Below are 17204 nucleotides of genomic sequence, written 5' to 3'. Positions count from 1 at the left end.
CTAATTTCCATTGTTCAGGCTCATTCTCGCGTCAGCCGGGGCTTCCAACCCGATGAACCGGGAGGCGAGGTATTTGTAATACCCCGTGACGGCAACCATGCCAGCATTGTCGAGGGAGAAGCCGAGGCGGGGGATAAATACCTCCCAGCCGAGCCGGGCGCCTTCGTCATAGACGGCTTTTTGCAATCCCGAGTTCGCGGAAACGCCGCCGCCGATGGCGATTTGTTTTATCCCGGTTTGCTTGGCTGCCTTTTTCAGTTTTGCCATGAGAATGTCGACGATGGTTTTCTGCAAAGAGGCGCAAAGGTCGTTCAGGTTATGGGGAATGAAGTCCGGGTCGTTTTTCATCTCGTCGCGGATGAAATAGAGGAACGAGGTTTTCAGCCCGCTGAAACTGTAATCCAGCCCGGGGATATGGGGTTTGTTGAAGGTGAACCGTTCCGGGTTGCCTTCTTTTGCCAGACGGTCGATGACGGGTCCTCCCGGGTAGGAGAGCCCCATTACCTTGGCACATTTGTCGTAGGCTTCGCCGGCGGCGTCGTCGATGGTTTGCCCGATGACTTCCATGTCGAGGTAGTCACGCACCACGATGATCTGTGAATTGCCTCCCGACACGAGCAGAGTCAGGAACGGGAATTCCGGGTGGCGGGCTTCCACGCCCGGTTCCTTGATAAAGTTTGCCAGAATGTGGGCTTGCAGGTGATTGACTTCAATCATGGGGATCCCTTTTGCTATGGCGAATCCTTTGGCGAAGGAAGTGCCCACGAGCAGGGAACCCAGCAAGCCGGGACCGCGGGTGAAGGCGATGGCGTTGACCTCATCGGCAGTGACACCCGCTATTTTCAAGGCTTGAGCCACGACCGGGATAATGTTTTGCTGGTGTGCCCTCGATGCCAGTTCCGGTACGACTCCGCCGTAAGCCTCGTGCACTTTTTGACTGGCTATCACGTTCGAGAGTACCACCCCGTCTTTTAGTATCGCGGCGGAGGTGTCGTCGCAAGATGATTCAATTCCTAGAATAACAACGCCCATATCTGTTTTAGATTTAATGATTTTAGATTGAGTGATTAATTTTCAATTTTCCATTTTCAATTGAAAATATTCCTGCAATATTACTAAATTTGCGTGCAAACTAAATGATGAAAGTATAAAAAAAATAATCTCCATATTGTCCCGGTGTGTCATGGTGCTTGTGCTTTTGGCATTCGCGTCTTATTTTGCCTTGATGACCCCGTTTGTTCAGACGAGGCTGGTGGAGTATTTTACCCGGATTCTGGAGGAACGGACGGGGACGACGATCACGATCGGGAGGGTGGAGTTTCGTCCGATCGAGTCGTTGATTCTGGGTGACGTGTTCGTGAAGGATTGCCGGCAGGATACGCTTATGTTCTGCGAGCGGCTCGTGATGCGTGTGGATTCGGTGAGTTTCGTGAAACGGAAATTCACGATTACCGAGGCGACGTTCGAGAATGCCACGTTCAATTTGTGGATAGAGCGCAAGCAGGACGGGAGCGAGAGCCTCACGAACGTGGAGCAACTGATAAATTCACTGTCGGCGTCGGTGAAGGACACGGTGCCGGACACTCCTTTGAGTTGGAAGGTGAACCTGACGAGGGTGTCGCTGTTTAACAGCCGTTTCCGTTATATCGAGAGTGATTACGAGCCCGTGGATTACGGGATTAATTGGACGGACGTGGATTGCCGGGATCTGAACGTGATGATTTCCGGGATTAAGTTCTCGAAGGAGGGACGCTACGAGGCGACGGTTACCGGCTTGAACTTCAAGGAAAAGTCGGGATTCGAGGTGGTGAACATGGGGGGAAAGGTGGTGGCGACGAACAATAGGTTATTGGTCACGAATACGTTGATACAGACCGGGCGTAGCGAGGCGCATCTGGATACGCTGGAATATAATTGGGTCCCGGACAGGGATTACTGGCGTAATTTTACCACGAAGATGCAGCAACGATACGTGTTTACCGATTCGAGGGTTCATTTCGACGATATCGCTTATTTCAACGGCAAGTTGCTGGGGATGAACAACACGGTGTACGGGAGCGGGGTGGTGTTCAACACGATAAGTAATTTGCAAGGGAAGGATTTGGAGGTATATCTCGGGGAAAAGAGTGTGCTTCATGGCTCGTTCACTTCCAAGGGGTTGCCGAGATTTTTCGAGACGGATTTTAATATCGATTTCACGGACACGAGGATTTCACCTCCCGAGGTGGAAGCGATTTTTATGCCTTGGCTGGAGAACCATTACGTGAAGATTCCGCGGATGCTGCACAAGTATGATTATTTTACTTTTGACGGAAATTTCAAGGGAAAGATCGAGGATTTCGTGTTGAATACCCGAAGCGTTACACCGGGGATGGAAGGCGGGGTGGTGTTCAATTATGCCGTGGATAGCACGGGGGATTATCATTACGGGGGACGGCTTACCCTGTCCCGTGTGAATTTCGGTTTCCTGACGGGGCAATCCTTCTTGAAGAACGGGTCGTTCTTCGGTAATTTTAACGGGGTGCTGGGGGATTCTACTTCCCGTTTCGGGATGTCGAGCGTGTTGGGATTCCTCGACGTGTTTGACGGTCGCTTGCGGGGTGCCCGGGTGTCGGTGGGGATGGAGGACGAGCATCTTTATTTATTATCGTCCGTTAAAAATGACAGCGTGCAGGCGGATTTCGAGTTGAACTATGTCATGGGAGATTCTCTTCAGGTGGCGGATGCCCGGGGGCACGTGAATGTCAGGCAATGGGACACGTGGGGACCTTCGCTGTGCGGGGAGAAGGAATCGTTTGAATTCGATTTTTCCGGTAACTTGAAAATGCAGGAAGATAACAATTGGTTCGAGGCTATCGTGCCAAGCTTGAAATACGAGAACACGAGAGGGGCATTTGTCACGGATTCCGTGAGGCTGACTAATACCGTGCTGGGGGAATACAGTTATTCCCGCGTGCAGTCGGAGATGGGAGAGGTCACGATGGAAGGTTTTTTCCGTTCGTTGGGATTAATGGATTTGTGGAATAGTTTTGTCGTGACTTATTTGCCGGCATACCGTTATGCCGTGGATAAGCCTCTGCCGGAAGGAACCAGTTTGATTGCCGAGGTACGCCTGAATAACGTGAATCCGTTGTTGAAGGTGGCTTATCCTCAATTGAAATTATCCAGCGGGGTCGTTTTGTCATGTGAATATAGCTATGCTGATCGCCGGGCGAATTTGATGCTGGAGGCAGACACGATCTCTTTCGGGGATTTGAAGGTGCGTAATTCCAAGTTGGGGTTAACGGGTAACGGTCGGGAGTTAAAATGCTCTTATGCCGCGGACGAGTTGAAATACATGGACTTCGGACGGTTGTATAACGTGCGCAACACGATGAGCGCGAACGTGAACCATGTCAACAATCGTCTGACTTGGAGCAACTGGGGAAAAGAAACGTATTGCGGTTCATTGGTTGCCGACCTGCGGTTGTTGAAATACGGGGAGCGTTATCTGGCGCAAGTGTTTATTCAGCCTAGCACGATCGTGATGGCGGATAGCGTGTGGCGCGTGGGACGTTCCATGATATTGAAGGAGGGGAATGATATATTCGTGAATAATTTCGAGATCAGCCGGGGGGAACAAAGTTTCTCCCTGAGAGGGCGGGTGAGCGAGAATGAAAAGGATTCGCTTTCCATGGTATTTCATAATTTCAATCTGGCGGAATTTAATAGTATCCTTTTTGACAATGACGTGAAACTTTTCGGGTTGGTAAACGGAAAGGCCAGCGTGCAGGACGTGTATAATAACCGCTTGATTTACGCGAACGTGGAGGTCGAGAACTGGGGAATTAACCGGGATACGCTGGGGACGTTGAATATGGTGTCGCAATGGGATGCGCCGACAAGTGCTTTGCAGGTGAGTGTTATCAACCAGATGAAGGATGATCAGGCTCCGTTTAGCGTGTTCGGGCATTACAAGCCTTCCACGGATAGTTTGGATATGAATCTCGTGCTCGCGGGAATTGACGTGAATTACCTTACCCGTTATTTTCCGGAACTGTTGAAAAGCGGGGAGGGGGCGCTATCCGGCGAGTTGGAGATGAAGGGAACAAGTCAGGCGGCAGCTATCAATGGTTTTCTGGCGATGGATTCCGTGGCGTTGACGTTGAGCGCTCTTAACACGACTTTTATGATTCATGATAGCCTGCCGGTAAAGAATAACCGGGTGATGCTCGATAACTTTAGGATTTACGATGCCAAGGGGCATTCTTCTGTTTGTTCCGGGTTCTATGATTTGAGGGAAAACCGGTATGACGTGAACCTGAAATTTAATGATTTCCGGATATTGGACACGAAGCAATCTCAAAACGAAATGTTTTACGGGCAGTTGTATATCACGGGACAAACCCGAATGCATAACACGTCGGGGAATTCTGCTTTGTCCATAAATTTGAAGCCGGAACCTCATTCGGTGTTGTATATACCCTTGACTTCTGCTTTGACCGAGGAGGATGGCAGTTTTTTGCGGTTTATAAATAATCGCCAGCCGGGGGATCGACCTGCCGCTCCCGAGGATAAATCTTCTTTGATTTCCAATTTTGATTTGAACGCGAACATTGAGGTGAATGATAACCTGGAGGTGCAAATCATATTTGACCCCACGATCGGTGATATTTTGAAAACCGTGGGCAGCGGTAATCTTCGTTTCACGCTGGGGAAGGATAACGAGCTGGATATGTTCGGGGAGTATAAGGTGGAGAAGGGGGATTACCTGTTCACGTTGAGTAATTTGATTAATAAGAAGTTCGTGTTGACCCCGGGGGGAACGATCAAGTGGAATGGTTCGCCTTACGACGCGACGATTGACGCGAACGCGATTTACAATCTGAGGACTTCGTTGAACGACCTGTTGGCGGGAACGAGCACGACTATGGACAAGAACACGAAAGTACCCGTGGAATGCGTGTTGAAGTTGGGGGATAACCTGATGAACCCGAACGTGCAGTTCGGGATTAATTTCCCTTCCCTCGACGTGCAGATGCGCAGTTTGATGCAAAGCCTTTTTTCCAGTCAAGACGAGATAAATAAGCAGATGTTCTCGCTGTTGTTGTTGAATAAATTTTATACGCCGGATTATTTGGAAAAGGATGCCGAGCAGGAGGAGCGCAACACGGGGTACCAGATGGGAGTCACGACGGCGAGCGAGTTGCTTTCGAATCAGGTATCGCGCTGGTTATCGCAGATCAGTAACAATTTTGATATCGGTTTCTCGTATCGTCCCGGTGACCAGGTGACGACGAACGAGTTTGAATTGGCGTTATCCACCCAAATCTGGGACAACCGGGTGACGATTTCAGCGAACGGTAACATGGTGGAAAGGGCAAAAACGAATTCGAATACTTCTATCACGGGTGATTTTGACGTGGACGTGAAATTGAACCGCCAGGGAACGTTGAAGTTAAAGGCTTATTCCCACACGAATGAAAAGATCACGTACAACGCAACCGAGACGTTGCAAGGTATCGGTGTTTCTTACCAGGAAACCTTTGATACCTTCCGGGAACTCTTCCGTAAGTACATGGCAATTTTTAAACGGAAAAAGCAAACAAATTCTTCCGCACAAGTGTCTGATAATAAATGATCGTTATCATTTTCAATTTTCATTTTCCAATTTTCAATTGTTTATTGTTGTTTTTTCGGTTTTTTTTCGTGAAATTGTGCTCGTTACGTGAAAACGTCGGACCTAACTAAAATGATATTATGAAAAAAATGACCGAACAAGAGTACATGGATCGTGAGGCAAAATATGGCGCCCACAATTATCACCCGCTACCCGTGGTGTTGGAAAAAGGGGAAGGAATCTACGTGTGGGATGTCAACGGGAAACGTTATTTTGATTTTCTGTCGGCTTATTCTGCCGTGAACCAGGGACACAGCCACCCGAAGATCGTCAGCGCGATGACCGAGCAGGCGAAGACGCTGGCGCTGACTTCCCGTGCCTTTTACAACAACGTGTTGGGAGAGTGGGAGGAATATATCACGAAATATTTCGGCTATGATAAGGTGCTGCCCATGAATAGCGGTGCCGAGGCGGACGAGACGGCTTTGAAGTTATGCCGCCGCTGGGGATATGACGTGAAGGGTATTCCTGCCGACCAGGCAAAGATTATTGTTTGCGAGAATAATTTCCACGGTCGTACGATCACGATCGTGACGTTGTCTAACGATCCTTCTTCGTATGCCGGTTTCGGACCGTTTACGCCCGGATTCGTTCGCATCCCTTACGATGATATTCCCGCTTTGGAAGAGGCGTTGAAAGATCCGAACGTGGCTGGATTCCTGTTGGAGCCTATCCAGGGAGAAGCCGGGGTTTACGTGCCGCATGAAGGGTATTTGAAGAAAGCTTATGAATTGTGTAAGGCTCACAACGTGTTGTTTATGGCTGACGAGGTGCAGACCGGTATTGCCCGTACGGGTAAGATGTTGGCGTGCGATCACGAGGGCGTGCGTCCCGACGTGCTGATCCTCGGCAAGGCTATTTCCGGCGGTTTGATGCCCGTTTCCTGCGTGTTGGCTGACGACGAGATTATGATGACGATCAAGCCGGGAGAGCACGGTTCCACCTATGGCGGCAATCCGATCGCTTGCCGGGTGTCTATGGCTGCTTTGCAGGTGGTGAAAGACGAGAAGCTTGCCGAGAATGCCGAGAAGCTGGGTAAGATATTCCGTGACCGTGTAGGACAAATCAAGTCGGACATGGTGGCGCTGGTACGCGGTAAAGGTTTGTTGAATGCCGTGGTTATTGCCCCGAAAAATGGCAAGACCGCTTGGGATGTTTGCCTGAAACTTCGTGATAACGGTTTGTTGGCAAAACCGACGCATGACCATATTATCCGTTTTGCCCCGCCTCTGGTAATTAATGAAGAACAATTGCTGGAAGCTGTCGCGATTATTGAAAGGACACTGAAAGAGTTTGAATAGTTTGCGATAAACTGAATATTAGAAGGGAGGTAGCTAACAAGTTTATTGGATAGCTACCTTCTTTTTTATTTTGTAGAGATTTTTTTTCTTTTTTTTGTCATACTCTTGGCAAGTTCATGTATTATACCATTGAAAGATCATTTATTAAACCGGATGCGTGATGAAAATAGTATTGATGTGGTAATAACATGAAATAAGTATGAAGCGGGATTTATATAAGGTAATAGAACTATTTAAGAAGTCTTTGGGGAATACTCTTTCCGATGAGGAACGGCAAGAAATGGATGTCTTGTTGCAGGATGCTTCTTTACGGAAAGCGCACGAAGAGTTGCTCGACGAGGCTTTTGTGACCGGGAAGTTCAAGGAATTCGAGAGTTACGAGTATAAGCCTGCTTTCGAGGCATTGAAGAAACAGGTGTACCGGAGTCGTTTCCGGCGTTGGATGGCATGGGGGGCATCCGTGGCGGCAGTGTTGATTCTGGGGTTCATGATCCGGGAGAACTTGAAGCTTTCAACTGGGGGGCAGGTTGCAGTCAACCGGGAAATTGTTCCGCCGGGAGAAACTGCGGCGGTATTGAAATTGGCAGACGGACGGACTGTGGTGATTGGGAAAGAACCTGTCGCAATCATGGAAAACGACGGGAATGTAGTGAAGTACGAGAATGGTCAACTTTCTTATACTTTCGTGAACACGGTGAAAAAAGAACTCTATAATGAATTGAAAGTTCCTATCGGGGGGGAATGCCACGTGGTGTTAAATGACGGGACGGAAGTATGGTTGAACGCGGGTTCTGAATTAAAGTATCCGGTTGCTTTCATGGGGAAGGAACGGAAGGTGGAGTTAAGCGGGGAGGGGTATTTTAGAGTGAAGAAAGATTCCTTGCCTTTTATCGTGGGCGTGGAATCGGGAGATATTACGGTGCTCGGTACGTCTTTCGGCGTTACCGCTTACCGGGGGGAGATCGGGTACACGACGTTGGTTTCCGGCAAGGTGAGTTTCACGTCGAAGAATAAGGAAAGCGTGATCCTGTCGCCGGGAGAGCAGGTGGTAGTACTTTTGTCCGGGATGGTAGAGGTGCGTACCGTCGACGTGGAGGAGTTCGTGGGATGGAAAGACGGGAAGTTTGTCTTCAAGAATAAATCGTTGGGGGATATCATGCACGTGCTGGAACGCTGGTACGGGATAAAGGCGGTGTTTAAAGACGAGAACGTGAAGAAGGTGGAATACACGGGAAGCCTTGAACGGTACGATAATATCAATACGTTCCTGCGATTGTTGGAGAAGTTAAACGATGTGCATTATGAAATAAAGGAAGATGTGATTATTTTATATAAATAAAAAAGAGGGATAGGTCGCAAATTTCTCAGGTTTTAAACCTATTCCCCTTTAAGTCCATGTTTTAAATAAACAATACAAAAGTATGAAAAAAAATCGAGTAATCAAGTTTCTTGACCTAATGGGTAGGTACGGGAACAATTCAAGGATTATGAAGTGTGGTGTCGTCTTTGTTTTCCTGCTTGTGCTGAATCTGGGCGTGTATGCCCAGACGAATCCGGTGACGCTGGATCTGAAGGGCGTGAACCTTGACGAGTTCGTTCAGGCGGTGAAAAAACAGACAAACATCAATTTCATGTACAACTCGTCTTTGGTTGCCACCGCGGGAGAAATCACGATCAGGGTGGAAAAGATGGAGTTGAAGAACGTGTTGGACACCGTGTTGAAGAAAGCCAATCTCGTGTACGAGTTTGATAATAACACGGTACTGATCCGTCCCGGTAGGGGACAAGTTGTCACGAAGCAGCAAAGCGTGTTGAAGGGAATCGTTAAAGATGAACAAGGTGTGCCGTTACCGGGTGTTACTGTTTTGGTGAGGCAGAAAACGGATAATGCTGTCGGCACATCGGTCGTCATGGGCACCGCTACCGATATGGACGGGAAGTACACGATTATGGTGCCGGAGGGTGAGAATGTCTTCGTGATCTTTTCTTTTGTCGGAATGATTTCCCGGGAAATCAAGTACTCGGGGCAGAAAACGCTCGACGTCGTGATGAAGGAGGACGTGAAAACAGTGAACGAAGTGGTCGTGACGGGTTATGGTAATATGTCGAAAGGAAATTACACGGGAGCCTCCACGACGGTAAAGGCGGAGAATGTTCTGATGGCGGGAGTTTCCTCTATCGACCAGATGTTGCAGGGAGTTGTACCCGGTATGCTGGTGTGGAACACGACGGGGCAGGTCGGCGCAACCTCGAAGATTCGGGTACGGGGAACTTCCACCTTGCTCGGGAGCCAGGAACCTGTTTGGGTGGTCGACGGGGTGATTCAGCAAGACCCGCAGCCTTTTAACTCGGAGGACAACACGAAGTTTTCCGTGGATGCGGATGACATCAAGCAATTGGCGGGTAATGCCATCTCGTGGTTGAACCCGAATGATATAGAGACGATCACGGTGTTGAAAGACGCTTCCGCCACGGCTATTTACGGTTCTAAGGCGGCGAACGGTGTGATCGTGATTACCACGAAGAAGGCGAGAGCGGGAAAGATGAACGTGAATTACAGTGGTAGTTTCTCTATCGGGCAAAGACCTCGCTACGGGTTGTACGATTTGATGAATTCCCAAGAGATGATGCAGTTCTCGAAGGAAATATATGATGAGCGGCGAGTGTATCCTTCCACGGTTTTGCCTGTCGGTTATGCCGGTTTGCTCCAAAAGTGGTTGAATAAGGAGATCACGGAGGAGGAGATGAGTCGGGAATACATGAAGATGGCTAAACAGAACACAGATTGGTTCAAACTGTTGTTCCGCAATTCGTTCAATCACTCGCATAACGTGAGTATCAGCGGAGGTTCGGAGAGGATTCAGAACCGAACTTCTTTCGGGTATTCGGAAGAAAAGGGAGAAGCCAAAGGAAATAATATGACGACGTTCACGGCAACGTCCAACACAACCGTGAATTTCGGGGAACGTTTGATGATTAATATGTTACTGAAAGGGACAATACGGGATGTGCGGGGTTTTGCTTACGGGGTGGATCCTTTCAATTACGCGTACAACACGACAAGGGTGATCCCGGCGTATAACGAGGACGGTTCTTATTATTATCACGAGAAAGAGGGGGCAAGGACAGAAGGGACTTATCAAATGAGCGGCAGGTATAATTATAATATACTGAACGAGTTGGAATATACAGGAAGTAAGAATAGCACGAGAACGTGGGGAACGACGATCGATTTGAAATGGAAGATTCTGCCGGGATTGGAATACCAGGGATTGGTTTCTTACACTTCTTCTTCTGCCGATTCGAAAAAGTATGCTGACGAACGTTCGTTTTATATAACACAGATCCGGGGATACGAGTTCGGTTCGGTAGCCTCGACGGATGATATGACAAAACAGACTCCTCTGCCTAACGGGGGATTGTTGGAAACAGACCTGACGAACAATACATCTATCATGATTCGGAACGGTTTGGTATATGACCGTATGTTCGGGGTGAAGCACCGGATGACGTTGCAAGTGGGTATTGAAACCAATGCTCTTAAGACTAAGGGGAATACGTTAAAACGTTACGGTTATTTACCCCATCGAGGAGAAACGTTTACAATTCCTCCTTCCTTTTTTGAAAATAGCCAGGGGGAACGTTTGGATAATAGTGTTTACGTGAATGGAGGGACGCAAGTGATTAATCGTGTGGATAATAAACTTAGTGAATATATGTTGGCGGTTTATTCTTATGCTGATCGTTACGTGATGAATTTTAGCGCTCGTCTGGATGCTTCCAACCGTTTCGCACAAGACAAGAATAAACGTTTTGAACCGACTTGGTCTGTCGGGATTAAATGGAGGCTGGGGAACGAGAATTTTCTGTTGGGGCAGCTTTGGATTAATAATTTGGATTTGTACGGTTCTTATGGTTACCAGGGAAATGCGGTTTCTTCGGTTTCGCCTTACCTGACGGCAAGGGACGGGGGGTATGATGCGTCTTACAAGGATTATGTTTTGATTGTAAGTTCGTTACCCTACCCGAATTTAGGCTGGGAAAAGACGAAGACTTACAATATCGGAATTGAAGGTTCGTTGTTTGACGGGAGGTTGAATTTCACGGCTAATTATTTTGAAAAGTTGAGCGATGTGCTTGCAGTCCGTGATGTGGCTATTGAGAATGGAACAGCTGGTGGCGTGGTGTCCGGTACTTCGATGAAAAATCGCGGGTATGATTTCGTGATCGACGTGGTTCCTATCCGGACGGAAAATTTCACGTGGCAGCTTTCGGTGAATACATCCGTGACCCGTAATAAGGTGGACAAGAATGAACGCTGGAATACTATTGATAGTTACCTGAACGGTTCCGCCGTAATAGAAGGAAGTCCTTTTTCCACGTTTTATTCTTTCGGGTTCGATAAGTTGAATCCGGAAAACGGAATACCGGTATTTAAAAATATGGATGTGGAAAATGGTATTGACCCGACGGCATATTTAGTGAAGTCCGGGAAACTGATACCGGATTTTTCGGGAGGTTTCAATATGCTGTTTAAATATAAACGAATTTCGTTGTATGCCTTGTTTGCCGTGCAATGGGGAGGACATGACCGATTGCCGGAATTATACGCCTCCTCTTTTTCGAGTGGTTCCGGGTTGCCTAAACCGGAGCAGAATGTATCGAGGAAACTACTCGATCGTTGGAAGAAGGCTGGAGATGAAGTTTACACAAATATTCCTTCTCTTCCGGGAGCGGGTAATGAACAGATAGTATTGCCTGCGGTAGAGCGCGGTGGTTACGGTCATAAAAATTTGTACGAGATGTATAATTTGTCCGACGTGCGGGTTGCCAACACGGATTTTATTCGTTGCCGTTCCCTCTCCCTGTCATACGAGATGAATCCGGAATGGTTGAAACGGGCTTACATCCAACGGATGCAGATAAAAGCAAGTATGACGAACCCGTTTATGTGGGTTTCGGATAAGAAATGGGACGGTTTGGATCCCGAAACCCGGAACTGGCCGGCACGCCGCGTGACCTCGTTGTCATTGCAAGTGGTATTTTAGTTGTTGTAAAATGGAAAACGATAAGATCATGAAAAGATTTAAGTTTATAAAGAATATAGCATGGGTCGGTGTGTTTTTATTGGCGGCTTGTTCTGATTTTCTGAAAGAAAAGTCACAGGACGAGGTGATCGTGACGACCGTGTCTGATTTTAGCCAGTTATTGCTGGGATCCGGGTACGTGGATATTGCTTATGATGCGCTTTATTATTTTGACGACGACTTGGAACTGGATCCGTCATCTTATTGGGGTGACGAGGAGAATTCTTTTGCAACACAGTATTACGGTCATTATACGTGGCAACCGGATATGTGGGGAGGTGAGTCCTATGCGGTAGATGCATATACGATGTCTTACAAAAAGCTTGCGGGAGTAAATGCTACCTTGGATGGAATTGACGATGCAATAGGTGATCCGGAGGAGAGGGATCAGGTAAAAGCAGAGGCTTACGCGTTACGCGGGTATTATTATTTTATGCTGGTTAATATATTCTGTGAACCTTATAATTACAATAAAAATGCAGAAGGAGTACCTTTGAAGTTAGCTGCTGATTTGTTGGAAAACGGGATAGCCCGGAGTACGGTGGAAGACGTGTACCGGCAGATTATTAAAGACCTGAAGGCATCTATCGAGTTGTTCGAGAAATACCCGAAAAGGAGAGGAAGTTACCGGATTAATATTTCGACGGCACAAGTACTGTTGTCCCGGGTATTCTTGTACATGGAGAAATGGCAGGAGGCGGTAGATGCTGCCACAGAGGCGATAAAAACCGGAGAGGGATTGACGGATTACACGAAGATACAGATGTATTCCGAGTTTGAGATGGCAAGTTACAAGCATTCCGAGGTGGAGTGGCTTTATAATGCTTGGATTGAGATACCCTATGGGTATATTCCGTCCGAGGATTTGATGTCGACGTTCACGGGAGATGACCGACGTTTGGATTTATGGTTTCCATGGGGTACGTGCTCGAAGAAAACGATTATGGAATGGGGTGCTCCTGTAAACACGATCAGGATTTCGGAAGCTTATTTGAACCGGGCGGAGGCTTATGTGCAGTTGAAAAAGCAAACGGAGGCTTTGGAGGATTTGAATATGTTGTGCCGCCACCGGATAGAGGGGTTTGAGGATTTGGCTATCGCGGACGGGGTTGCCCTTTTGGAAGAAATTCGACAGGAGCGCCGCCGGGAACTCTGCTTTGACGAGCTTAGATGGTTTGACTTGCGTCGCTACGGGATGCCTTCTATATCACACAAATATAAAGTGACCGAGAACGAGCCGTGGGTCATTTATACATTGGAGGAAAAAGATCCGCTTTATACCATACCGATTCCCGAATCAGCAATAGGTAACAATGTCCTGTTGAAACAGAACCCATCGGCCTATGCCCCGGCAAGAAAAGGTGTCATTGAATAAATTTAATAATTGAAAGAGTATGAAAGAGATAAAACTATACTTGATATTATTGGCAACCCTTTTGGCGGGTGCTTGTGCCGAGGATAAGAAACTCGGGGAAGTCGAACCTTTGGAACAGGGGTACGTGTTGCCGCAAGGCAAATCCCCGGCGGACGACCGTATCGTGAGTTTATTCGACAAGTATGGGACTTATTTCCTGTACGAGTACACGGAGGCTGATTTCAATTGGCGGCAGGGAGGTGGAAGTTTGAGTTATTCCTATACGGCTCCCGATCCGCTGTACGCGGGAAATATGCTGGATTTGCTAAATGAAATCTGGTTTAAGTTCTATCCGGAGGAATTTCATAAACGGTATATGCCCCGGAAGGTATTCCTGACAGGAACATTGGAGGTTAATGGAAAGTCGATTTATACTCGTATAGCTCAAGGACAGATTGCGGTTGGTTATTGTTCGGATGTATTGGTTGATATGCCGGAAGAAGTGAGGACCGAGTTTAAATCTGCACTTCAGAGCGAGTTGCTAAGAGATTGGATTAATCGGGGTGTGATTGTCATTCCGGATGAGTTTTACGAGGTGAGTGATTATTCCTATGCGGCGGACGTTGATGATCCCGATTCACCTGATTATGCCCGAGCCAGAGGTTTTGTCGCGAAGAGTGATGGTACAGAGTGGAGTCGAAGGGTGAATTGGCAAACGGGTAGGCTGGATAGCAGTGAAGATTTGCGCTATTTTATTGATAGCATGGTCAGCCGGACTTCGGAGGAGTGGGCATCGGATTTGGAATACCCGCTGGTGCAACAGAAGTACGATATTTTGCGGGAATATATTTTGGAGAACTATAAAATCGATTTACGAGAGATTGGAAATTATTAAATCACAAAATGAATGTCGCCCTTATGCGGCAATAATCATTGTTTAATTTAAAAATGTTTAAGATGAAAAGATTGTATGTGATGCTACTTTTAGTAGCACTGGGATTCCCTTGCCTTGCCACGAATGGAACGGGCAGCAGGAAAAAGGACAAAAAAGCGGAAAATCCGCAACCTTTAAGTAAATACGCGGAATTTCTCAAGGAGCCGGGAAGAGTGGAAGTGAAAGGCGGTCTGATGACCATCCATAGAGTGGGTGAAAAAATCTATTTCGAGTATCCTTTGAAGCACTTGGGGCGGGAAGTCCTGTTGGGCGGAACGATCTCGGCTTCTTCAGACGCAATGGCTGTGAACGTGGGGTATAAATACCTCAATCCCTTGCATTTGAAAATTGAGTTGCAGGATTCTTCCGTGTTGTTCAATATCCCGAATCGGGCAGTTACGTTAGGGACTGACGAGCCTTGGGCGAAGAAAGCCTTGGAACAGAATTATATGTCGGATTTTTACAAGCGTTTCCCCGTGAAGGCTTATAATGACGATAGCACGGCTATCGTGTTTGAGGTGACGGATTTGTTGTACAATAATCCGGATCTCTCTCCGCAAGGAGGAGGGCTATTGGGAAATTTTTCTTTAGTGGAGAACGAGAAAGAGAACGAGAAGCCTTATTTCGGGAAAATAAAAGTTTTTGATGATAATGTTTCCGTGGAGATAAATCAACGGGTTTCGTTGGAATTAGGTATGGGAATGTTTATGGCACAGCTTGGAAAGATAGCCGTGCGTTCCAATATTTCGATGCTTCTGCTGCCGGAGGATAAGATGAAGCCAAGGATACAGGATTCCCGTGTCGGCGTGTTTCCTACCATGAATGACAAGTATGGGGAGATAGCTATCTCAAAATTCGAGTTGTCGCAGAAAGAGGATGGGTTGCGCTCTTATTATCTTGCCAATCGCTGGCGTTTGGAACCCAAGGATATGGAAGCATGGAAAAGGGGTGAGTTAGTGGAACCCGTGAAACCGATCGTGTGGTACGTGGACGATGCTTTCCCGGAGGAATGGAAAGCACCTATCAAAGCTGGTATTTTGACTTGGAATAAGGCTTTCGAAAAGATCGGGTTCAAGAATGCGGTGCAGGTACGGGATTTCCCGGTAGCCGATACGACTTTTGACCCGGATAACCTGAAGTATTCCTGCGTGCGTTACTCTCCCACGGCGGTAGCGAACGCCATGGGACCCTCTTGGGTAGACCCGATAACCGGAGAGATTATCAATGCTTCCGTGATTATTTACAATGATATCGTCAAGTTGATTAATAACTGGCGTTTCGTGCAGACAGCGCAAATCGACCCCCGGGTGAGAACAAAGAAGATGCCGAAAGAGATTTTTGATGAGTCGATGACCTACGTTGTGGCGCACGAGATCGGGCACACGCTGGGACTGATGCACAATATGGCTGGTTCTGCAGCAATTCCGGTTGATTCTTTGCGTTCCGCTTCCTTTACCCAAAAATACGGGACAACGGCTTCTATCATGGATTATGCCCGTTACAATTACGTGGCGCAACCGGGTGACCGGGGTGTGAAGTTGACACCTCCCGAGTTGGGTGTGTACGACGAGTATGTTATCAAGTGGCTCTATTCCCCGATTCCCGATGCAAAAGATAAGTGGGAAGAGGCGGCAATCGCCGAGCGGTGGATAGACGAGAAGGCGGGCGATCCTCTTTACCGTTACGGCCGTCAGCAAATTATAATTAGGTGCGACCCCTCCTCCCTTGAGGAAGATTTAGGGGATGACCCACTAAAAGCCAGTGAATATGGTATTAAAAATTTGAAATATATTTTGGCTCATCTCAACGAATGGATTACAGATGACCCGGATTTCAGGTACCGGAAAGAGATTTACGGGAATATAGTTATGCAATATATGCGTTACTTGATGAACGTGGCTTACCAAATTGGCGGGATTCAATTGACACAGGTGAAAGATGGTACGAAGGGGAAGGCTGTTAAACCGGTAGACCGAGAGGTGCAAAAGAAAGCTGTAGCTTGGGTAATCGGGCAATTGCGTGATTGTGGTTGGATTAACGCTCCCGAATTGACTGGCAAGTTCGGTTTACACGAGAATATTTCAAGCGAGTTTTGTGGACATTTTATGACGTTATTACAAAGGACTTACACATCGAATGTGATACGGTCGTCACATATCGCTGGGGAGCAGAAGGCTTACTCGCTTCGGGAATATTATGATGATTTGTACACGGGAATATTTGCTTCTACTCGGCAGGGAAAAAAGTTGTCGGAAGAGGAGCAAATTATGCAAAAGTGGACGGTCATGCACGTGAATATGTTTTATCGTGTCGTACGTAACAATCTGGTGGGTGTCACTTCGGCACAAAGCGACCCGTGCTTCTCCAAGATGTTATATCCCTCGTTAGAAGAGATTCGTGCCTATGGAATAGGTGATATAAGAATGAGTGATATGGTTTATAGCAAGTTGAAAGAGATAGAAAATCGTGAAGGTAAAGGAACCGTGGCTTGCTCGATACTAAAGAATCGTTTTGGAGAAAATGAATTTCCTTTCCAAGGGGATATAAATTCGATGTTTCTGGCAAATATGCAAAACGAGATCGTTCCCATGTTAAAAAAGATTTACGCTTTGGTAAAGAGTAAGATTGCAACAGCTGATCCCGCGGACAGGGGACTTTACGAGTATATTCTGACCAGCTTGGACACGAGTTTACCATCGACTGGAAAGTAAAAGTTTAGAATTTAACGTTCTATGTTGAAGTGGAGGTGTGTTTCGACACACTTCTACTTTATAATATCGAATGAAGGCACGCCTTCGTTTTCGTGGTTTATATTGGTGGAGATCGTAATGGAAGATATTGATTTTATCCGTATCTTTGTTGTGATCTT

The 17204-nt window shown here is 47.2% G+C and carries 8 protein-coding genes; 7 read left to right on the top strand and 1 reads right to left on the bottom strand.

Annotated features, from left to right (window positions below):
* Complete coding sequence (tsaD, locus tag A3CY_RS0116665; protein WP_018339077.1) at window positions 1–1032, bottom strand: tRNA (adenosine(37)-N6)-threonylcarbamoyltransferase complex transferase subunit TsaD; 1032 nt, start codon at window positions 1030–1032, stop codon at window positions 1–3.
* A 136-nt stretch (window positions 1033–1168) separates the two neighbouring features.
* Between tsaD and A3CY_RS0116655 the strand changes: the two genes are divergently transcribed.
* From A3CY_RS0116655 to A3CY_RS0116625, 7 genes are all read left to right on the top strand, one after another.
* Window positions 1169–5620, top strand: coding sequence for a translocation/assembly module TamB domain-containing protein (locus tag A3CY_RS0116655; protein ID WP_155828433.1), 4452 nt, complete (start codon window positions 1169–1171; stop codon window positions 5618–5620).
* Window positions 5621–5748: 128 nt separating this feature from the next.
* Entirely contained in the window at window positions 5749–6960 is a 1212-nt protein-coding gene (gene rocD / locus A3CY_RS0116650) for an ornithine--oxo-acid transaminase (protein ID WP_026207787.1), read from the top strand.
* A gap of 199 nt (window positions 6961–7159) precedes the next feature.
* Window positions 7160–8299 carry a FecR family protein gene (locus tag A3CY_RS0116645; RefSeq protein ID WP_018339072.1) on the top strand — a complete coding sequence of 380 codons (1140 nt, stop codon included), beginning with the start codon at window positions 7160–7162 and terminating at the stop codon, window positions 8297–8299.
* An 82-nt stretch (window positions 8300–8381) separates the two neighbouring features.
* Window positions 8382–12008, top strand: a complete 3627-nt coding sequence (locus A3CY_RS0116640) for a SusC/RagA family TonB-linked outer membrane protein (protein WP_155828430.1) — start codon at window positions 8382–8384, stop codon at window positions 12006–12008.
* Window positions 12009–12036: 28 nt separating this feature from the next.
* Window positions 12037–13422: a RagB/SusD family nutrient uptake outer membrane protein gene (locus tag A3CY_RS0116635; protein WP_018339070.1), complete on the top strand. Its 1386-nt coding sequence runs from the start codon at window positions 12037–12039 to the stop codon at window positions 13420–13422.
* Between the two features lie 19 nt (window positions 13423–13441).
* Window positions 13442–14296, top strand: coding sequence for a putative zinc-binding metallopeptidase (locus A3CY_RS0116630; RefSeq protein ID WP_018339069.1), 855 nt, complete (start codon window positions 13442–13444; stop codon window positions 14294–14296).
* Window positions 14297–14358: 62 nt separating this feature from the next.
* On the top strand, window positions 14359–17046 hold the full coding sequence (locus A3CY_RS0116625) for a zinc-dependent metalloprotease (protein WP_018339068.1): 2688 nt from the start codon (window positions 14359–14361) through the stop codon (window positions 17044–17046).
* The last annotated feature ends 158 nt before the right edge of the window (window positions 17047–17204 follow it).

Origin of the sequence: Butyricimonas synergistica DSM 23225, assembly GCF_000379665.1 — a bacterium.
GTDB classification, from domain to species: Bacteria; Bacteroidota; Bacteroidia; order Bacteroidales; family Marinifilaceae; genus Butyricimonas; species Butyricimonas synergistica.
The sequence above is the reverse complement of the archived record's forward strand: the minus strand, read 5'-3'. Positions and strand labels throughout refer to the sequence as shown.

Bases quoted from the DNA above. Each gene is read 5' to 3' on its own strand.
- A3CY_RS0116630 (WP_018339069.1), top strand. From the start codon at position 13,442: ATGAAAGAGATAAAACTATACTTGATATTATTGGCAACCCTTTTGGCG.
- A3CY_RS0116645 (WP_018339072.1), top strand. From the start codon at position 7,160: ATGAAGCGGGATTTATATAAGGTAATAGAACTATTTAAGAAGTCTTTG.
- tsaD (WP_018339077.1), bottom strand. From the start codon at position 1,032: ATGGGCGTTGTTATTCTAGGAATTGAATCATCTTGCGACGACACCTCC.
- A3CY_RS0116635 (WP_018339070.1), top strand. From the start codon at position 12,037: ATGAAAAGATTTAAGTTTATAAAGAATATAGCATGGGTCGGTGTGTTT.
- A3CY_RS0116640 (WP_155828430.1), top strand. From the start codon at position 8,382: ATGAAAAAAAATCGAGTAATCAAGTTTCTTGACCTAATGGGTAGGTAC.
- rocD (WP_026207787.1), top strand. From the start codon at position 5,749: ATGACCGAACAAGAGTACATGGATCGTGAGGCAAAATATGGCGCCCAC.
- A3CY_RS0116625 (WP_018339068.1), top strand. From the start codon at position 14,359: ATGAAAAGATTGTATGTGATGCTACTTTTAGTAGCACTGGGATTCCCT.